General features: G+C 64.9%; 20 protein-coding genes and 1 pseudogene. 10 read left to right on the forward strand and 11 right to left on the reverse strand.

Going from position 1 to position 17286, the window contains the following annotated elements; translation table 11 throughout:
* Positions 1-165: 165 nt before the first annotated feature.
* From AWB83_RS27535 to fnr, 4 genes are all read left to right on the forward strand, one after another.
* Complete coding sequence (locus AWB83_RS27535) at positions 166-663, forward strand: universal stress protein (RefSeq protein ID WP_087048785.1); 498 nt, start codon at positions 166-168, stop codon at positions 661-663.
* Positions 664-868: 205 nt separating this feature from the next.
* The gene (locus AWB83_RS27540) at positions 869-2227 is read left to right on the forward strand and encodes a PAS domain-containing sensor histidine kinase (protein ID WP_087048786.1); all 1359 of its coding nucleotides are present in this window, start codon (positions 869-871) and stop codon (positions 2225-2227) included.
* A complete protein-coding gene (locus AWB83_RS27545; RefSeq protein WP_087048787.1) occupies positions 2224-2877 on the forward strand; it encodes a response regulator in 654 nt (217 codons plus the stop codon). Before AWB83_RS27540 ends, AWB83_RS27545 begins: the two co-directional genes overlap by 4 nt.
* Positions 2878-3061: 184 nt before the next feature.
* The gene (gene fnr, locus AWB83_RS27550; RefSeq protein WP_087048788.1) at positions 3062-3850 is read left to right on the forward strand and encodes a fumarate/nitrate reduction transcriptional regulator Fnr; all 789 of its coding nucleotides are present in this window, start codon (positions 3062-3064) and stop codon (positions 3848-3850) included.
* A gap of 111 nt (positions 3851-3961) precedes the next feature.
* On the opposite strand, the gene AWB83_RS27555 is transcribed toward fnr, so the two are convergent.
* Entirely contained in the window at positions 3962-4390 is a 429-nt protein-coding gene (locus AWB83_RS27555; protein WP_341866748.1) for a DUF1488 family protein, read from the reverse strand.
* A 55-nt stretch (positions 4391-4445) separates the two neighbouring features.
* Here AWB83_RS27555 and AWB83_RS27560 point away from each other — a divergent pair, with 55 nt between their 5' ends.
* Together AWB83_RS27560 and AWB83_RS27565 are read left to right on the forward strand one after the other, a co-directional pair.
* Entirely contained in the window at positions 4446-4832 is a 387-nt protein-coding gene (locus AWB83_RS27560; protein ID WP_244197916.1) for a c-type cytochrome, read from the forward strand.
* Positions 4833-4854: 22 nt separating this feature from the next.
* Positions 4855-5331, forward strand: coding sequence for a DUF3564 family protein (locus AWB83_RS27565; protein WP_159463085.1), 477 nt, complete (start codon positions 4855-4857; stop codon positions 5329-5331).
* A gap of 17 nt (positions 5332-5348) precedes the next feature.
* Here the strand turns inward: AWB83_RS27565 and AWB83_RS27570 are convergent, their stop codons facing one another.
* Together AWB83_RS27570 and AWB83_RS27575 are read right to left on the reverse strand one after the other, a co-directional pair.
* Positions 5349-5801, reverse strand: coding sequence for a hypothetical protein (locus tag AWB83_RS27570; RefSeq protein WP_244197910.1), 453 nt, complete (start codon positions 5799-5801; stop codon positions 5349-5351).
* Positions 5791-6261, reverse strand: coding sequence for a hypothetical protein (locus tag AWB83_RS27575; RefSeq protein ID WP_087048791.1), 471 nt, complete (start codon positions 6259-6261; stop codon positions 5791-5793). The genes AWB83_RS27570 and AWB83_RS27575 overlap by 11 nt, the downstream gene beginning before the upstream one ends.
* A gap of 225 nt (positions 6262-6486) precedes the next feature.
* On the opposite strand from AWB83_RS27575, the pseudogene AWB83_RS27580 reads away from it, so the two are divergent.
* Positions 6487-7554 (forward strand): annotated as a pseudogene (locus AWB83_RS27580) (bifunctional enoyl-CoA hydratase/phosphate acetyltransferase); the annotation flags it as partial.
* Positions 7555-7584: 30 nt separating this feature from the next.
* On the opposite strand, the gene AWB83_RS27585 reads toward AWB83_RS27580, so the two are convergent.
* From AWB83_RS27585 to AWB83_RS27595, 3 genes are all read right to left on the reverse strand, one after another.
* The gene (locus tag AWB83_RS27585; RefSeq protein WP_087048792.1) at positions 7585-8025 is read right to left on the reverse strand and encodes a universal stress protein; all 441 of its coding nucleotides are present in this window, start codon (positions 8023-8025) and stop codon (positions 7585-7587) included.
* A 27-nt stretch (positions 8026-8052) separates the two neighbouring features.
* Positions 8053-8559, reverse strand: coding sequence for a flavodoxin family protein (locus tag AWB83_RS27590; RefSeq protein ID WP_087048793.1), 507 nt, complete (start codon positions 8557-8559; stop codon positions 8053-8055).
* 94 nt (positions 8560-8653) lie between these two features.
* Positions 8654-9694: a zinc-dependent alcohol dehydrogenase family protein gene (locus AWB83_RS27595; protein ID WP_087048794.1), complete on the reverse strand. Its 1041-nt coding sequence runs from the start codon at positions 9692-9694 to the stop codon at positions 8654-8656.
* 231 nt (positions 9695-9925) lie between these two features.
* On the opposite strand from AWB83_RS27595, the gene AWB83_RS27600 reads away from it, so the two are divergent.
* Together AWB83_RS27600 and AWB83_RS27605 are read left to right on the forward strand one after the other, a co-directional pair.
* The gene (locus tag AWB83_RS27600) at positions 9926-10765 is read left to right on the forward strand and encodes a universal stress protein (protein ID WP_087048795.1); all 840 of its coding nucleotides are present in this window, start codon (positions 9926-9928) and stop codon (positions 10763-10765) included.
* A gap of 74 nt (positions 10766-10839) precedes the next feature.
* Positions 10840-11667: a universal stress protein gene (locus tag AWB83_RS27605; RefSeq protein ID WP_087048796.1), complete on the forward strand. Its 828-nt coding sequence runs from the start codon at positions 10840-10842 to the stop codon at positions 11665-11667.
* Positions 11668-11749: 82 nt separating this feature from the next.
* Here AWB83_RS27605 and AWB83_RS27610 read toward each other — a convergent pair whose 3' ends face one another.
* The gene (locus AWB83_RS27610) at positions 11750-12301 is read right to left on the reverse strand and encodes a cytochrome b (protein ID WP_087048797.1); all 552 of its coding nucleotides are present in this window, start codon (positions 12299-12301) and stop codon (positions 11750-11752) included.
* A 266-nt stretch (positions 12302-12567) separates the two neighbouring features.
* The gene (locus tag AWB83_RS27615) at positions 12568-13515 is read right to left on the reverse strand and encodes a LysR family transcriptional regulator (protein WP_087048798.1); all 948 of its coding nucleotides are present in this window, start codon (positions 13513-13515) and stop codon (positions 12568-12570) included.
* A gap of 159 nt (positions 13516-13674) precedes the next feature.
* On the opposite strand from AWB83_RS27615, the gene AWB83_RS27620 reads away from it, so the two are divergent.
* Positions 13675-14892: an FAD-dependent monooxygenase gene (locus tag AWB83_RS27620; protein ID WP_087048799.1), complete on the forward strand. Its 1218-nt coding sequence runs from the start codon at positions 13675-13677 to the stop codon at positions 14890-14892.
* Here AWB83_RS27620 and AWB83_RS27625 read toward each other — a convergent pair.
* From AWB83_RS27625 to AWB83_RS27635, 3 genes are all read right to left on the reverse strand, one after another.
* Positions 14871-15611 (reverse strand): amino acid ABC transporter permease, encoded by a 741-nt coding sequence (locus AWB83_RS27625; RefSeq protein ID WP_244197911.1) that lies wholly within the window; start codon positions 15609-15611, stop codon positions 14871-14873. The genes AWB83_RS27620 and AWB83_RS27625 overlap by 22 nt on opposite strands.
* Positions 15608-16339 (reverse strand): amino acid ABC transporter permease, encoded by a 732-nt coding sequence (locus AWB83_RS27630; protein ID WP_087048800.1) that lies wholly within the window; start codon positions 16337-16339, stop codon positions 15608-15610. The genes AWB83_RS27625 and AWB83_RS27630 overlap by 4 nt, the downstream gene beginning before the upstream one ends.
* 95 nt (positions 16340-16434) lie before the next feature.
* Positions 16435-17256 (reverse strand): ABC transporter substrate-binding protein, encoded by an 822-nt coding sequence (locus tag AWB83_RS27635; protein ID WP_087048801.1) that lies wholly within the window; start codon positions 17254-17256, stop codon positions 16435-16437.
* Between the last annotated feature and the right edge of the window lie 30 nt (positions 17257-17286).

Here is a 17286-nt window from a genome sequence, read left to right on the forward strand (position 1 = left end):
CCGGCGGCGCTCCGTGCGGCTTTGAGCCAGGTCAACGGATCGCGGCGCGGCTTTCGTCATGAAATCGCTTGATTTGAGTCAAGGGCGTTCGGCCGGACGTCCGTAGACTCGGTTCCCAGCAATGTCGAATTGGACGTCGATTGCCGTCTCTTCGGAGGGTTCGCCATGTACACCCGCATTCTCGCGCCGATCGACGGCAGCATTACCTCCTCGCACGCGTTCGACGAGGCCCTGAAAATCGCGCGTGCGAACGGCGCGATGCTCCAGCCGCTCTATGTCGTCGACCCGCAGCCCCTCGCGTACGACGCCACGGCCACCTTTTATCCCGACATGCGCGACGCTCTTCTCGAAGAAGGCCGACGCCTGACGGCGCAAGCCGCCGAGCGCATGACGCAAGAAGGCGTGAAAGGCACACCGCGCGTGAGCGAAGTCGAGCTGACGGGCGACAACGTCGCTCAGCGCATCGAGACTTGCGCCGAGGATTTCGGCGCCGACCTCGTCGTCATGGGCACGCATGGGCGGCGCGGCTGGCGGCGCCTCGTGCTGGGCAGCGTCGCCGAGCGCTTCATGCGGCTGGCGCGCGTCCCGGTCATGCTCGTGCCGGGACGCGAAGCCGAGGCGCATGCAGAGCGTCAGGCGCAGACGGCGGAAGCAGCCGGTTGAGCGCAGCACCCGTCTTGCGCATGGCTGCGTGCTCTGCGCAGGTCGCAGGTGTCGAATCGGCCTTCCCGGCCGCAGTCAGCGAAGGGCAGCGAACGCGGGGCGCTTGCGCGGCCCGGTGATCGGTGATAATTAATTCGACTCCCCTTACGTGCGGTCTGACCACGTGCATCCGCGGACGACCGACTGTCGTCCGCCAAAGGCCCATATGAGCAAAAATGAAGGCCGGCATCACGCGCCGACGAACGGTCCGTCCGCTCGGCGCGCCGTGTCGCACCAGGCGATCGCACAGGCGGTAGTCGCAGCGGCGGCGCTGTTCGGCGTGTGGTGGGCCGGACTTCAGCACCTGTTCTCCGTTTGCGCGCTCGGCGAAATCGAGCAATTCTGGCTATGGGCGGGCGCGGCGACGTCCGCCTTGCTGCTGGCTGCTCTGATCCTGCTTCTTTCCGCGCAGCGCGCCGCACGCGCCCTCGTCGATAGAACCACCCTTGGCCAGAAGCGGCTGGACGGCATCATCCGATCCACGACGGAAGCCATCATCACGGTCGATTCGACGCAGCGCATCGTGATGTTCAACCCGATGGCCGAGAAGGTCTTCCGGTGCGCGGCGAGCGACGCGATCGGCGCACCGCTGTCGCGCCTGATTCCCGAACGCTATCGCGCCGGGCACGAGCAGCAGGTCCGGCATTTCGAAAGAACGGGCGTATCGGATCGCCGGATGGGTGCGAGTCGCGTGTTGTACGGGCTGCGCGCGGATGGCGAGGAGTTTCCCCTCGAGGCATCGATATCGCAGACCGAAGATGACGACGGCAAGCTCCTCACGGTCATCCTGCGCGACGTGACCGAGCGCGTGAAAGCCGACGCGGAACTCGAGCAGTCGCGCGAGGAATTGCGCGCGCTCTCCGCGAATCTCCAGCAAATGCGCGAGCAGGAAAAAAGCCGGATCGCGCGCGAATTGCATGATGATCTCGGACAGACGCTAAGCGCGCTCAAGATGGAAATATCCGCGCTCGAAACGCAGCTTGACGCGCAGACCGCGCTCGACGAAAGCATCGCCGCCCAGTTGCAGCGCATGCTTGGCCTGATCGACCGCAATATCGCGTCGCTCAGGCGCATCGCGGCGCATCAGCGGCCCGTCATGCTCGACGACCTCGGACTGCCCGCGGCCATCGACTGGCTCGTCGACGATTTCGTTCAGCGCCACCGCATCGATGTCAGGCACGACCTCGATACCGGCGATCTCACGTTCAACGCGGACGCGGCGACGGCGGTTTTCCGCATCGTCGAGGAGGCGCTCACGAATATCGTGCGTCACGCGCATGCGAGCCGTGTCGATCTGTCGCTCAGCGCCGACGATGACAATTGCGTGCTGCGCGTGGGCGACGATGGAATCGGCGCCTCGGCCTTGCCGGCGGCGAGCGGGAAATCCTTCGGCTTGCTCGGCGTGCGCGAGCGGGCGAATGCGCTGGGCGGACGCGTCCTCATCGATTCGATGCCAGAAAACGGCTTCGTGCTGACCGTAGTCCTGCCGCGCGAGGCCGTGCGGGAAAAGGAATCGCAACCATGACGACAAAAGTGCTGATCGCGGACGACCACACGCTCGTGCGCGACGGGCTGCGCCATATTCTCGCCAACGCGAGCGGGTTCGAGGTTGCCGGCGAAGCGAGCGATGCGCCGAGCACGCTCGCCCTCGCACGATCGACGCAGGCGCACGTGCTGGTGCTCGATCTGTCGATGCCGGGCCGCAGCGGCCTCGAGCTCCTCAAGCAGATCAAGGAAGAAAAGCCCGCGCTGCGCATCCTCGTGCTCACCATGCATGCGGAACAGCAATATGCCGCGCGGGCGTTCAAGGCAGGCGCGTCGGGCTATCTCACCAAGGAAAGCGCGAGCGCGGAGCTCGTTTCCGCCGTCACCAAGGTGGCGGCGGGCGGCGCATACGTGAGCCTCGCGATGGCCGAGCGCTTCGCACAGAGCCTGACCGAGCCCGCCGACGCGCTGCCGCATCAGCGCCTGTCGGACCGCGAGTTCGAAGTCTTCCGGCGGCTTTGCGCGGGCGAATCCATCAATCAGATCGGCGAGGCGCTGTGTGTGAGCGCGAAAACCATCAGCACCTACAAGGCGCGCATTCTCGAGAAGATGCAGATGCCGCACGAAGCGGCGCTCGTGCGTTACGCGGTCAAGCACAAGCTTTTTGACGACGAGAGCGACGACGTCTGAACATGTCGTCTGTCAGGATTTCCCTACACGCCTTCCCAAACCCCTACCGAACTTTCCACCACCGCCGATTTAATTTTGAGATAGCGCGGCCAATAATCGATGCATGGATTCATCCGCCGCGCATCGAGACTCCAGTCTTCTGATCTGGCTCGTACGCGAACCGAGGTTCGACAGGAGGCACAGCATGGTTCCCGTAAGCGAAGGCAGATCCGTCATCCCGCAACCCGAAGCGCCGGCGCTGCGCCGCGCCTTTCAGATCGCGGATGTCTCCCGGACGGCCACGACGCGCAAGGACGCACGCTGCTCGACCTGTTCGATGCAGCGAGTCTGCATGCCGAGCGGTCTCTCGTCGGAGGAATACGAGCGGCTCGACGCGATCATCTGCGCGACCCGGACCGTGCGGCGCGGCGACACGCTCTATCGGTGCGGCGATGCGTTCCGGAGCCTGTACGCCGTACGCAGCGGCTGCTTCAAGACCGTCGTCATGCATCGCGACGGGAACGAGCAGGTCACGGGCTTTCATCTGGCGGGCGACGCGCTCGGGCTCGACGGCGTGAGCGCGGACCACCATAGCTGCGATGCGATCGCACTCGAGGACAGCGTCGTCTGCGTCATCCCGTTCGATCTGCTCGAACTGCTGTGCCGCGAGGTCAAGACGATCCAGCACCACGTGCATCGCCTGATGAGCAGCGAGATCGTGCGCGAATCCAGGCTCATGATGCTGCTCGGTACGATGTCGGCAGAGCAACGCGTCGCTGCATTCCTGCTCAATATCTCGACGCGCATGAAGGCGCGCGGCTATTCGCCGGCGCAGTTCGTATTGCGGATGACGCGCGAGGAGATCGGAAGTTACCTGGGCCTCAAGCTGGAAACGGTGAGCCGGATGTTCTCCAGGCTGCAGAAGGCCGGCGTGGTCGATGCGTGCGGCAAGGAAGTGCGGATTCTGGATCAGGAGGGGCTCGAGAGGGTGTGAGCGGCGAGTCAGGGAAAGACGGCCTGTCCCTCATATCGATCCCGCCGCATCCGACCCGGGCGCGCCTTTAGGGGAGCGCCCGGAAACGGCTGCCGTATTCGTCGGCCGGTCTTACGAGGCCACGCCTTGCATGGGTGCCCCGTCGCTGAACCGGAAGTATCCGCTGCGAAGCATCACCGGTCTGCGCCCGACGCTCGTCAGCAATTGTTCCGCCGCGCCTTCTATGACGGCGCGGCTGTCCTCGAAAGCACGCTGCAAATCCTCCTCTCGCCACGACGTCGCGCCGAAGTGATCCTCCAGCGCTTCAGCGGATACCGTGCACGGGACACGCTCGCCGTCCGCGAGCGCCCAGAACGTGAGCGCGGGTTCATCACTCAGATAAACGGGCGCTTGCTGCGGGAATGTGATGTTCATGGTCGGGTATCCTTTGTGCGCCATGATGCGTGGAACATGCGCGAACGGCGTATCCGCGCCCGGTGGGTCGAGGTACATAGCTTCAGTTTTCGCGTGTAAAGCAATACGCGCGTTGATGCAGATCAACAGCCCCGCGAACCGGACCCGCATGATCACGGTGTGCCCGTTCCGCTTGTCCATCATGCTCACTCGCCTTCCCCACGGCTGCCGCACACGATCGGAAGTTGTCCAGCTTCGCGCCCGTCACGTCGCGCTGGTGGCGCTTCTCGGCGCCCTCCTGTTCTGCGCCTCGCGCGCGCTCGCCCAATCCGAGCCGGGTGCGCTCATCGATCAGCAGCATTGCATGTTCTGCCACACCAACGATGCGCCTTTCCTCGCGCCGTCGTTCCAGCAGATCGCCAACCGTTATCGCGATGTCCCGCATGCCCAGGTCATGCTGGAGCACAAGCTGCGCGAAGGCGGGCGGCCACATTGGGGCGACATGGCGATGCCATCGCCCGCGGAACGAGGCGGCCCTCTCTCGCCTGAAGATGCCCATACGCTCGTCGAATGGGTGTTGCGTCACTGACACCTTCCCGAAGGAGATGACCATGCGCATCACCATCAAGCTCGATGGTTTCGATCACGCCGCCGCATTGGCGTATGCGGTGCTATGGCTGGACAAGGAACGCGGCCGCTGGTCGCGCGAAGCCCACGATGGCTTCGAACTTCCGCCGTGGGGCACGTGGCGGTCCGCGCCCGACGGAACGCTGCTGCTCGACCCCGACACGCTACAGGCTGTGCTCATGCTTCACGGCCTGAGGCTGAACGCACCGGCCGGCATCGCGGGCGCGACCGGCACGGATGACCCATCGGCATGCGCGCCATCGGAATCGCAGAAAGGCCGCGCCAACTACTTTGGATGCGGCGCGGACGGCGAGTCTCGCGCGCCGGATGCGGGACACTGGCATGTCCAGTGCATCGATCGCGAAAGCACCGTAGCCGAGCACGAGGTTTTCTCCGACGAGCCGGATGCCGTCAGCGGGCAAAGCGCCCACGCCCACGATGCCGGCTCGCTCGCAATGTGAGACGTGCTTTCTGCAGCTCACGCCGAAGCAATGCACCTTTGCCGAAGAAGGCGCACGGCATTCTCGAACGCCTGATGGATCGCCACTGCCACATCCGGATTCGAGCTTCTCTCGACAGGAATGAGATTGAACTCACGCGTCACCAGATCGAGCCGGGCATCGTAGAGCCGGGCCCCTGACTGGTCGCGATACGCCTCGATCGTCAGATGGCAGTTGACGATGTCCTTCGCGACGCGTTCGAGCCGCACGAGCTCGACGCCGGCTTCGCGCTCGACGTCATTGGAGCCGGCAAAGCCCTGACAGGCAATCTGCATTCCGAGGCCCATGATCTTTCTCTCCCCATCCTTTCTCGTTGCCAGCATGCCCTGTGGACCTGGCGTTCGCCACCCGCATCGTGACGTCGATCCATACTCCGCCATCGGCACGTCACTGGATTGACTCACATCAAACAGCGCACGATCACGCCGCATCGTCCGTCGGACCTCGTGCCGGGGCCCCGACGAAGCCACGAAAGTTCATCTCGATGCTGCGTATCCGACTGGCGCATTGCGCATATCGCCAGCCCGGACCGCCGTCCATTCCATACATGCCCCGGCACATGCCCTTGAGGCTTATCCGCGCGCGCTCGCCGCCGTTTCCCGTTGGCGTGCGTGTGGCCCACAGATAGACGACGCCGGCTTCGAGCGGACGGCCGGTTTCGATTTCAGCCGCATCCTCACGGCGTATGCGCGTTGCGGAGTAGCGCGCGACGTACTGCCGGGTGCGCTCCCAGAGCCGCGAGCATTCCTCAGGACCAAAGCAATCGATCGAGGCGAATTCTCGCGCCTGCACAAGCGCCGGCTCGGTCTGTCTGAATTCATTCCAGCGAGCGCCGGATGAGCATGCCGCGAGTCCGAGCAGCGATACTGCGCACAGCGCCGGCTTCCTCATCTTGCGCTCCGTTCCGATGGGCTTCGTCGATGAAGCGACGATACTGTTGCGTCGCCCTTCGACGATTGATCTGGCTCAGCAGACCGCGGCGCGGGTACGAAACGGAGTTGCGATCGTGAATGTTCTTCGCGACCGGTTGATTTCCCTCGAGCGTTGGCGCCACCGGTGCGCATGGAGTCGATCCGACGCTTCTGGACCCCGCGTTTGCGACAAGCCGGAAACTTCGACACGTGCTGCACGAATCAGAAGGGCGACGTCGTCCTGCCCGGTGATGCGACGGTCATCGCGCCTGCGCACGCTGTGACATGGACGGCTGCCCCGAACCGGATATCTACGTGCGCCAGCACGACCGCTATGCCCGTTTCGTGCGCGAAGCGCAGGAACGTTCGCCGATGCGCACGGCCATCGTTCACCCGTGCTCGCCGGAATCGCTCACCGCCGCCATCGAGGCGCGCGATGAAGGCCTCATCGACCCTTTGCTGGTCGGACCGATCTGCAGGATTCATGCTGCCGCGGAAACAGCGCATCTCGACTTGTCCGGGATTTCGATCGAAGCGGTCGAACATAGCCACGCGGCGGCGGCCCGCGCCGCGCAGCTGGGTGACGAGCGAGGTGGCCGCGCTGATGAAAGGCAGCCAGCACACCGATGAACCGCTGTGGGCTGTGGGCTGCGGGCCGTGGTCGCAAGAGGCTCCGGCCTGAGAACGGACCGCCGCATGAGCCACGTCTATGGGATGGACGTGCCCACGTATGCGAAGCCGCTCATCGTCACCGATGCGGCCGTGAACATCGCGCCCACGCTCGAGCACAAGCGCGACATCTGCCAGAATGCCGTCGACCTGCTGCATCTGCTCGGCAACGAACGTCCGAGCGTCGCGGTGCTGGCCGCCGTCGAGACCGTCAACCCGAGGATGTCCGCCACGATCGACGCCGCGGCGCTCACGGCGATGGCCGCGCGCGGGCAGATCAGCGGCGCGACGGTCGACGCGCCGCTCGCCTTCGATAACGCTGTCAGCGCCGCGGCCGCGTCGGCGAAGGGCATCGTTTCTCCCGCCGCCGGGGACGCCGACGTCCTTCTGATGCCGGACCTCGAAGCAGGCAATAGGCTGGCCAAACAGATGATGGACTTCGGAGCCGCGGACGCCGCGGGCCTCGTGCTCGGTGCGCGCATTCCGATCGTCATCACCAGTCGCGGACAGATTGCGGGTGCGGCTCGCGTCGGTCGCGCTCGCCAAGCTGGTCGCCGAGCGCACATCGCACAAAGCCGGCTCACGGAACGCCGACGAGTCATGATGCCCCGGCGGTGCCGCAACCCCGTCTCGTTCAAGCCTGAGGAAGCGAGCGGATCAGAAGCACAGGACATGTCGAATGCCGCAGGAACGCTTCTGCAACGCTGCCGAGCACCAGCCGCCGAAATCCGGCCCGGCCGTGCGTACCCATCACCACGAGATCGGCCGGCAATTGCGCCGCGCAGCGCTGGAGGCAACGCGCGACCGAATCGGTGGTGCTTTGCGTTTCCAGCAATTGTGTCTCGCATTCCGTGCCGGCCGCGCGCAAACGCGTCTGTGCATCGTCGAGCATGCGGCGCGCATCGCCGAAAACTTCCGAGCGATAGCGCACCGGGTACGATGCGAGCGCCGCCGCGTCCGCAACGAAGACCATGCGCACCCGCGCCCCCGAACACTTCGCGATATGACCCGCTTCGTCCAGTGCGCGCTGCGACGATTCGCTCCCATCGAGCGCGACCATGATATTCCGGTACATGATGGCTCCTTTTGCGCGTGGGCTCGCTCAGGCTACCCATTCGAGGCTATCGATACGCGCGAGCCTGTGCTCGACCCGATCCACGAAGATGTCGATGGCGCGCCGCTCGTCGTCCGCGCGAGGCGTGCCTGTGATCGCGCAACGCGCAACGGGTTGCTTGCCGGCGAGCTTCGTCATGTCCGCGAAGGCCGTGGCGGCGCCTCGCGCGTGCTGCGTGCAGAAGAAGGCCACATGCGGCAGCCTGCGCCGGTTGGCCGCGAGCCATGCGCGCACCGGCGCGCTGACCGTGCCGGCCCATACAGGCGTGCCGATGACGACGACGTCGTAACGCGCCACATCATGCTCCGGCGGATCGATACGCACGCTTCGTCCGCAGATGGCATCGGCAAGCGAGCGCACATATCCCTGCATGCCCGAGCGATCCGCCGGCTCGGTGATCGCCTCGAAATCGGCGGACAGACGCCCGGCGAGCGTCGCGCCCAGGGCGCGCGTCCGGCCGCTGCGTGAAAAGCAAACGACGAGCACTTTCGACACGTGCGTTCTCCGCAAGCCGCGTGACTGGCGAGCGGCAGTGGCGGCGCGGCTCCGCAACTGCCCGCCTTCTGTCGCGCATGCCGCCGCGAGCGATTCATGAGACCTCGATGAGGACCTTGAGCGCATTGGTGTCGGCCGCGTTGCTGAAGGTCGCGTACGCTTCGAGCACGTGGTCCAACGTGAAGTGGTGCGTGATGAGCCGCTGCGGATCCAGGCGGCCCGAGCGCACGGTCTTGAGCAGCATGGGCGTGCTGACCGTATCGACGAGCCGCGTGGTGATCGTGATGTTGCGGTCCCACAGCGTTTCGAGATGCAGATCGGCCTTCACGCCATGCACGCCGACGTTCGCGATGGTCCCGCCTGCCGCGATGATCGACTCGCACAGTTCGAAGGTCGAAGGCACGCCGACCGCCTCGACCGCGCAATCCACGCCCGCGCCATCCGTCAGGCGCAGGACCTCGGCAACAGGTTCCGTTTGCACAATGTCGACGCATGCGCTCGCGCCGAAGGTGCGCGCCACTTCGAGACGATGCTTGTCGCGATCGATCATGATGATCTGCGCCGGCGCATAGAACTGCGCGGTGAGCAAGGCCGCAAGCCCGATCGGCCCCGCGCCGACTATCGCGACCGTGCTGCCGGGCTGCACACGGCCGTTGAGCACGCCGCATTCGAAGCCCGTCGGAAGAATGTCCGACAGCATGACGAGCGCCTCTTCCGCAACGCCGGGCGGAATCGGGTAAAGGCTCGTGTCGGCATGCGGAATGCGGACATACTCGGCCTGCGTGCCGTCGATCCTGTTGCCGAGTATCCAGCCGCCCGTCGCGCAATGCGAGTACATGCCGCGCCGGCATGCGTCACATTTGCCGCAAGAGGAGATGCACGAGATCAGCACGCGATCGCCCGGCTTGAACGCGGCAACGGCCACGCCTACCTGCTCCACGATGCCGACGCCCTCGTGCCCGAGCACGCGGCCGGGCTCGCAGCTCGGCACGTCGCCCTTGAGGATGTGCAGATCGGTGCCGCAGATCGTCGTTCGCGTCACGCGCACGACTGCGTCCGTGGCGGCCACGAGCGTCGGAACGGGGCGCTCGTCGAGCGACTTCTGTCCCGGGCCGTGGTAGACGAGTGCTTTCATCTTCGAACTCCCTTGTGTGCGCATGACGTCGAGTCAACGCGGCCACTGTATGCCCGGGAAGGCTTTGGCGATTGACCTGAGTCAATCGAAACGGATGGCTCTGACGAAGCGCCGTGCCGTTGACCTGAGTCAACCGGATCCGTATGGCGCATCCCTACACTCGTTGCCTGTCAGGACCCGTCGGACGTTCGAGTTCACATACCCGCAGGTTTCGATTCAAGGAGTGACGTGATGAGTTACAAGACTGTTCTCGTGCATCTCGACACCAGCGTGCGCGCGCATCCGAGGCTGGAAACCACATTGCAACTGGCAAAGCGCTTCGACGCGCATGTCATCGGAGTGTTTGCGATCTTCGAACCCGACCCGCGCACCTTCGAGGTCATGGCGGGCACCGCCGGGTATTACGAGCAGCACGCGGCCATGCGGCGCGAACAGCGCGGTGCCATCGAGCGGCTCTTTCATGCGGAGCTGAAGCGCGCGGGCGTGTCGGGCGACTGGATCGAAACGCAAGAGCGGGCGAGCGTCGCCGTGCCGCGTTTCGCGCGCTGCGCGGATCTGGTAGTCGTGGGCCAGGACGATCCGACCGATCCCGAGGCTTACGTCGGCGATCATTTTCCCGAGACGCTCGTCCTGTCCTCGGGGCGTCCGGTCTTGCTCATCCCGTACACGGGCTTCTTCGCCGCGCTCGGCAAGCATCCGATGATCGCCTGGGACGGCAGCCGCGAAGCGGCCCGCGCCGTTCACGACGCCCTGCCCTTGCTCAAGGCGGCCGAGCGCGTCTCGATCGTCAGCATCGATACGGCCCGAGGCGAAGCATACGGCGACCGCATCCCGGGCGCGGACATCGCGGCATGCATCGCGCGGCACGGCGTGAAAGCCGAGGTCTCGTCGAGCGTCGGCGCGGCGGACGCTTCGGCGGGCGAGCTGCTGCTTTCCCGCGCGGCCGACCTGAATGCGGACCTCGTGGTGATGGGCGGTTATGGACACGCGCGCTGGCAGGAACTCGTGCTCGGCGGCGCCACGCGAACCTTCCTCGCGTCGATGACGGTTCCCGTGCTCATGTCTCACTGAGCCGCCGATCACGCGCGGAGCGCATCCGAAGCGGATTCTCAACGAGCGCGACCGCGCAACAAGGAGCCGATGTCATGAACTGGAAGTCGATTCTCGTCCATCTGGACAACAGCCGGCGCTGTGACGCACGAACACGGCTCGCGTTCGACATCGCAAGTCGTTTCGATGCTCACGTCATCGGGCTCTATCTGGTCTGCCAGGATCTGCTTCATCACGTGTTCGATCCGTCGGACAGGCTGCAACACGAGGCCTACGCGGAGCAACGTCGGGCGGCGCTCGAGAAGGCACGCGACACGTTCGAGCACGCGGCAAGGCTCGCGGGCGTCAGCGCGGAGTGGCGTGCGCCGGGCAGCCCTGTCTTCGATGCGGCCACGCTGCACGGCCGTCATGCGGATGTGATCGTGCTCGGACAGGACGACCCCGACGACCCCGCTGCGTTCGTCGCGCTGCACTTCGTCGAGGACGTCGTGATCAGTGTCGGCCGGCCGGTGCTGATCGTGCCACGGGCCGGGGACATCCCTACGTTCGGCGAAAACGTCCTCATCGGGTGGGACGACAGCCGCGAAGCCGCGCGTGCCGTTTTCGATGCGCTGCCCATTCTTCGGCGTGCGCGTTTCATCGAGGTCGCGACCGTCGAACGGCATCGATACGAAGAAGCGCCCGCGGGCATCGAGATTTCCGCTTATCTGGATCGGCAGGGCGTGCGCGCCAGCTTTTCCTCGACGCCGCGCATTCGCGGCGAAAACACCGGTATGACGTTGGTGGACAAAGCGAGCAGCGCGCACGCGGACTTGCTCGTCGCGGGCGCCTATGCGCATTCGCGCGGACTGGAACGCGTGCTCGGCGGTGTGACGCGCGCACTTCTCGAGATGTCGCCGCTTCCGGTTCTGCTATCGCATTGAATCAGCTTCGGACGCATCGCATCGCAGTGGGAAAGCGGCCGGATTTCATCCTTTTGGTCGTTTGATCCGGCCATGCCCGGTTTCATGGCTTTTCGATGGGCGGCAGCATGCGCTTCAAGGTTCCATCGCGCAGAATGAAGTGATGAAACAGCGCCGCGCCGATGTGCATCACAGCGAGCGCCAGCAGCACCCACGCAAGGTTTCGGTGCCAGTCGCCGAGCGCGTGTCCGAGCGCCGAGCCGGTGGGAGACAGCGGCGGCATGGGCATGACGCCGAACAGCGAAACCGGCCAGCCACGCGACGAGGCGTTGGCCCACCCCATCATGGGAACCACGATCAGGAGCAGATAGAGCGCCCTATGGGTCAGGCGTGCAAACGCGCGCAAGGCCGGCGGCAACGTCACCACATCGGGCGGGACCACGTGCGTGCTCCGCCAGAGGAAGCGTATCAGCACGAATAGAAGAATCACCATGCCGATGCCCAGATGCCAGGCGATCAGCCCCACCGGCTTCGTGTCGCGATGCACGTCCGGCATGGTCCACGCGATCACGAACTGGATGAGCAACAGTGCGGCAGTCAACCAGTGAAGCACGCGCGCAGGCGCGTTGTAGACGAGAATGGGTTCCGTTTGCATCAGGCCTCCTCTAGAAAACAGCCGCGTGCGCTTGAACAGAGCGCCATACTATGTCCAAGGAACCTTAAGAGAACGTTAAGGAACATTTCCAATGCTCCGGTTTCACACTTCTGAGAGACGACGAGAAGAGTAGCGCAGGATTGTTTTGAAGCAAGCGATTCCGATGTCTGCAACCGGACCGGGCTCAGTCGTAGCCGCGCTCGATCCCCGCGATTGAGCCTGATGGAAGCATATCGATCCTTTCGACCATACGTCCTGTTTCAGGATTACGATCTTTTTTGCACCGGCCTGGTTTTGCGCACTTGCGGCGCCGTGTCCGCGAACAGATCGCTCACCACCCCGCGCAGCCAGCGATTGCCTTCGTCCTGCTGGACGCGCGCATGCCAGAGGAGATGGATCGGCGCGGCTGGCAAAGCCATGGGCAACGCGCGCAGGCTGAGCGAGAACGGCAGCGCGAGTTGCGAGGCCAGTCGCTCCGGCACCGTGGCAATCAGATCGGTGCGTTGCAGGATGTAGCCGACACTCATGAAGTGCGGCACCGTCAATCTCACCTGGCGCTGCACGCCGCGCCGTTTCAGCCAATCTTCCACTTGTCCGTGTCCGGTACCGGCGGACACCACGACCAGATGCTCTGCCTCACGCCAGGCAGCCAGCGTCAGCGGCGTGTCCTCAAGCGCGTGGCCCCGCCTGAACAGGCAGACATACCGCTGATCGAACAGGCGCCGCTGATAGAAGCCGCCCTTGAGTTGCGGCAGCAGGCCAATGGCGAGATCGACCCGGCCGTCGGCCATCTCGTCGCTCAGATTGACGCTCGTGTCGCGAACGGTATTCAGCGCGATGCCCGGGGCCTCGCGCGACAACCGTTCGACCAGCGCGGGCAGGAAGACGACTTCGCCGATATCGGTCATTCCAATCGTCATCGTGCGCGTGGCAAGCAGCGGATCGAAACCAGTCTCGGGATTGAGCGCCGCGTGCAGAGTCGCAAGCGCCTGTGAGACCGGTTCAGCCAGACGCAGCGCGAACGGCGTGGGCACCACGCCGCCCGGCCCGCGCACGAACAGCGGATCGCCGAGCCGGCGGCGCAGCTTGGCGAGCGCATTGCTGACCCCGGGCTGACTCATGTTCATCTGCTCGGCCACGGTCGATACGCGCCGCTCCTGCATCAATCGCTGGAAAAGCAGCAGCAGATTGAGATCGACGTCGCTCAGTTCCATAGGTTTGCCATCGCAGGCTCATTGATTCGGGTGATGATGCAGATTCATTGCATTTTATTGTGGAATGGATCTCCGGTGCCGAGAATACAGACACGACGCACGCATCCGGCTCGAACACAGTACGCATGCCGTGCCGACTCAAACACACGGAGACACACCATGGAACAGCCGGATCTGAAGATTGCCATCGTCGGTGCGGGCATCGGCGGCCTCACGCTTGCACTCGCGCTGCGAGAGTACGGCATCGACGCGCAGCTCTACGAGCAGACCGACGAGCTTCGCGAGGTGGGCGCGGCCGTCGCGCTCTCGGCGAATGCGACGCGGTTTTACGAGCGCATGGGACTGCGTTCAGCCTTCGACGCGGTGTGCGCTGAAATACCCGCGCTGATCTATCGGGACGGGCGCAGCGGCGAAGTCATCGGGCAGCATCGTGGCGAGCCGAGCTACCGCCGGCAGTTCGGCGGTTCGTATTGGGGCGTGCATCGCGCGGATCTGCAGGCCGTGCTGTCGAAAGCGGTCGGCCTCGAGCGCATCAATCTCAGCCATCGGCTGATCGATCTCGTGCAGCATGCGGATCGCATGAGTCTGAGCTTCGCCAATGGTCGGCACATCGACGCCGATCTGGTGATCGGCGCGGATGGGGCGCGCTCGATCACGCGGCGCTGGATGCTCGGCTACGACGATGCCCTGTATTCGGGCTGCTCGGGCTTTCGTGGCGTGGTACCGGCTGATTGCATGGATCTGCTGCCCGATCCCGAAGCCATTCAGTTCTGGGTCGGACCGCAGGGCCATCTGCTTCACTATCCGATCGGCGACAAAGGCGACCAGAACTTTCTGCTCGTCGAGCGTCATCCATCGCCGTGGCCGTCGCGCGACTGGGTCACGCCGGCGAGCGAGGGTGAGCAGTTGCGCCTGTTCGAGGACTGGCATCCGGCGGTGGTGCAGATGATCACGGCAGTGCCGGTCAGTCAGCGTTGGGGCCTGTTCCATCGTCCCCCGCTCGGACGCTGGAGCCGGGGACGCGTGACGCTCATCGGCGATGCCGCGCATGCGCTCGTGCCGCACCACGGCCAGGGCGCCAATCAGTCGGTCGAAGATGCCGTGGTGCTGGCCGCGCAACTGGCCAAGGCGGGCCCAGGACGCTGGCGCGAGGCGCAGGAGGCCTACGAACGGCTGCGCCGGGGCCGCACGCGCAAGGTCCAATACGCCTCGATATCCACGGCGGACGTGCTGCATCTGCCCGACGGGCCCGAAGCGCAGGCTCGCAACGCTCGCCTCCGCGCGCGCGACAGCCTGCTGCATCACCTGGACTGGATTCACGATTTCGACGCCCTTGCACAAGAGCCGAGCGAACGTCAGGGCGGCACCTGGCTTTGAGCAGCGCGCTCAGGCCTCCGGGCGGCGGCGTTGGAGCATGTCGAGAGAGCGCCGCGAACGAGCAACGCGTGCGCGATCCATTGCAACGCCCCGCACAGCATCAGATACACGAAACCGACGAACAGGAAGATCTGGGCCGGATAGACCATCAGGCGGTTGTTGAGCTGGTTGGCAAGGAACGTGAACTCCGGCACGCCGACGATGTATGCGAGCGACGTATCCTTGATGAGCGATACCCATTGATTGACGAACGACGGCATCATCACGCGCACGGCTTGCGGCAGGATGACTTCCCGTAACGCCTGCCAGCGCGTCAGCCCGAGCGACAGCGCCGCCTGTCGCTGACCTTCCCCGATCGACACGATGCCCGCATGCACCGAATGCGACAGATACGCGCCGCCGATCAGCGCCAGGGCGCATACGACCGTCGCGAGGCCCGGCACGTTCACGTGCAGCAGGATCGGCATCAGGAAGAAGGTCCAGAAGATCAGCATCAGCACGGGAATGGCGCGAAAGAATGCGACCACCGCCGTCAGCGCGAGATGCGCGAGGCCGCGTGTCATGGCGAGCGCGATACCGCCCGCGAGCCCGATCATCGCCGCGAGCAGCGCCGACACGATCGAGAGCGCCACCGTCAGCGCCACGCCGCCCAGCGGTCCGGCGGGAAATGCGCCCAGCAGCAAATAGCGCAGCGACGCGAACCAGTCGAAATCGTTCATGCGCGCCCCCGCTGCAATGCGCGCACGCCCGTGCGCTGCCAGACGACCAGCGCCACCTCGATGACCGCGATGGTCAGCACATAAAACACCGTGGCCGTGCCGAAGGCCTGAAAGGTCCTGAAGGTCTCGGTATCGACCTGGCGCGACATGTAGGAGAGCTCCGCGACGCCGATCGCCATCGTGAGCGACGAGTTCTTCGCCACGTTCATGTATTGCCCCGCGAGCGGCGGCATCGCGATGCGCAGCGCCTGCGGCAGGACGACGTGGCGCAGCGTCGCGTAACGGCCCATGCCGAGCGCGGCGGCGGCCTGCTCCTGTGCATGGCTCACGCCGCGCATTCCCGCGCGAAACTCCTCGCCGATGAATGCCGTGGTGTAGCAGGTCAGCCCGATCCAGCCGGCGAACAGCTCGAAGCTCGGCCAGCGCAAGGCGACCGGACCGAGCGTCGCCGCATGCGGCGTGTTGAGCCACGTCATCCAGTCGGATGGCAGCAAGGCGGCCGCGCCGAAGTACCAGAACAGCAACTGCACCAGCAGCGGCGAATTTCGAAACACGAAGACGTAGAGCGCCGCCCCGCGCGCCACCGCCCGACTGCGCGACGTGCGCGCGACGGCCAGCACGAAGCCGAACAGCGTCGCGCAGATTCCGGCGCACGCGGAAAGCATCAGCGTGACGGCGAATCCCTGTTCCAGCCAGGCGAAATACTTCGGTTCAAGCCAGCTTTGCATGATCGACCATCAGAACCCGACGGAAAGCGGAAAGCACGAAGCCCGGGACGCCCGACGTCTGCGAGCGGCCCGGGCCAGCACGGCGATGACGACGATCAACTGCTCTTTTGCGGATCGCCGATCTTGAACAGACGCGGCAGCGGCGCGGCGCTCTGCGGGCCGAACCACTTGTCGTAGATTCGCGCGGCCTCGCCGTCCGCTTCGAGCTTCGTGAGCGTACCGTTCACGGCATCGAGCAGACGTGTCTCGCCCTTGGACACGCCAACGCCTTCGTAGTCGTTGGAAATCGTGAACGGAGGAATCTCGTAGCCGGCCTTGTCCGGCACGCGTGCGAGCAGCGCGACCAGCTTCGGCCCGTCCTGCGTGATCGCCTGCACGTTGCCCGTGCGCAGTGCGGCGAAGGCGAACGGCGTGTCGTCATAGGCGACGATGGTCGCGTTCGGGAATTTCGCCCGCACCTGCTGCTCGTTGGTCGTGCCCTTGTCCGCACCGATGCGCAGGCTGTTGACCTGATCGGGTGACTTGAGCACTCCCTTCTTCGCGATGAACTGCGTGCCCGATGCGAAATATGGCGTGCTGAAGTCGACTTCCTTCTTGCGCTCGTCGGTGATCGTGAAGTTGGCGAAGACCAGATCGACCTTGCCCGACTTCAGGAACGCGATACGGTTCGCGGGATTGGTCGGCTGCACTTCGAGCCTGACGCCCAGGCTTTTCGCCACGGCGCGCGCGTAATCGACATCGAGCCCGACGATCTGGTTGTCCTTCGGATCGACGAAACCGAAGGGCGGATTGCTATCGAATGCGGCCACGCGCAGCACGCCGGCCTTCTTGATGTCGTCGAGTCGATCCGCGTGCGCGGCGTTCGATGCCACGACCAGCAATGCCGCGAGCACCGCGCCCCAAGTTCTGATTTTCATTGCTTGAATTCCCATGTTCGTTGCGCCGGT

This window comes from Caballeronia ptereochthonis, from assembly GCF_001545075.1.
Taxonomy (GTDB): Bacteria; Pseudomonadota; Gammaproteobacteria; order Burkholderiales; family Burkholderiaceae; genus Caballeronia; species Caballeronia ptereochthonis.

What these genes read in the sequence shown, in the direction of transcription:
- AWB83_RS27535 (WP_087048785.1), top strand. Translation starts at nt 166, where the DNA reads ATGTACACCCGCATTCTCGCGCCGATCGACGGCAGCATTACCTCCTCG.
- AWB83_RS27540 (WP_087048786.1), top strand. Translation starts at nt 869, where the DNA reads ATGAGCAAAAATGAAGGCCGGCATCACGCGCCGACGAACGGTCCGTCC.
- AWB83_RS27545 (WP_087048787.1), top strand. Translation starts at nt 2,224, where the DNA reads ATGACGACAAAAGTGCTGATCGCGGACGACCACACGCTCGTGCGCGAC.
- fnr (WP_087048788.1), top strand. Translation starts at nt 3,062, where the DNA reads ATGGTTCCCGTAAGCGAAGGCAGATCCGTCATCCCGCAACCCGAAGCG.
- AWB83_RS27560 (WP_244197916.1), top strand. Translation starts at nt 4,446, where the DNA reads ATGCTCACTCGCCTTCCCCACGGCTGCCGCACACGATCGGAAGTTGTC.
- AWB83_RS27565 (WP_159463085.1), top strand. Translation starts at nt 4,855, where the DNA reads ATGCGCATCACCATCAAGCTCGATGGTTTCGATCACGCCGCCGCATTG.
- AWB83_RS27570 (WP_244197910.1), bottom strand. Translation starts at nt 5,801, where the DNA reads ATGCGGCGTGATCGTGCGCTGTTTGATGTGAGTCAATCCAGTGACGTG.
- AWB83_RS27575 (WP_087048791.1), bottom strand. Translation starts at nt 6,261, where the DNA reads ATGAGGAAGCCGGCGCTGTGCGCAGTATCGCTGCTCGGACTCGCGGCA.
- AWB83_RS27585 (WP_087048792.1), bottom strand. Translation starts at nt 8,025, where the DNA reads ATGTACCGGAATATCATGGTCGCGCTCGATGGGAGCGAATCGTCGCAG.
- AWB83_RS27595 (WP_087048794.1), bottom strand. Translation starts at nt 9,694, where the DNA reads ATGAAAGCACTCGTCTACCACGGCCCGGGACAGAAGTCGCTCGACGAG.
- AWB83_RS27600 (WP_087048795.1), top strand. Translation starts at nt 9,926, where the DNA reads ATGAGTTACAAGACTGTTCTCGTGCATCTCGACACCAGCGTGCGCGCG.
- AWB83_RS27605 (WP_087048796.1), top strand. Translation starts at nt 10,840, where the DNA reads ATGAACTGGAAGTCGATTCTCGTCCATCTGGACAACAGCCGGCGCTGT.
- AWB83_RS27610 (WP_087048797.1), bottom strand. Translation starts at nt 12,301, where the DNA reads ATGCAAACGGAACCCATTCTCGTCTACAACGCGCCTGCGCGCGTGCTT.
- AWB83_RS27615 (WP_087048798.1), bottom strand. Translation starts at nt 13,515, where the DNA reads ATGGAACTGAGCGACGTCGATCTCAATCTGCTGCTGCTTTTCCAGCGA.
- AWB83_RS27620 (WP_087048799.1), top strand. Translation starts at nt 13,675, where the DNA reads ATGGAACAGCCGGATCTGAAGATTGCCATCGTCGGTGCGGGCATCGGC.
- AWB83_RS27625 (WP_244197911.1), bottom strand. Translation starts at nt 15,611, where the DNA reads ATGAACGATTTCGACTGGTTCGCGTCGCTGCGCTATTTGCTGCTGGGC.
- AWB83_RS27630 (WP_087048800.1), bottom strand. Translation starts at nt 16,339, where the DNA reads ATGCAAAGCTGGCTTGAACCGAAGTATTTCGCCTGGCTGGAACAGGGA.
- AWB83_RS27635 (WP_087048801.1), bottom strand. Translation starts at nt 17,256, where the DNA reads ATGAAAATCAGAACTTGGGGCGCGGTGCTCGCGGCATTGCTGGTCGTG.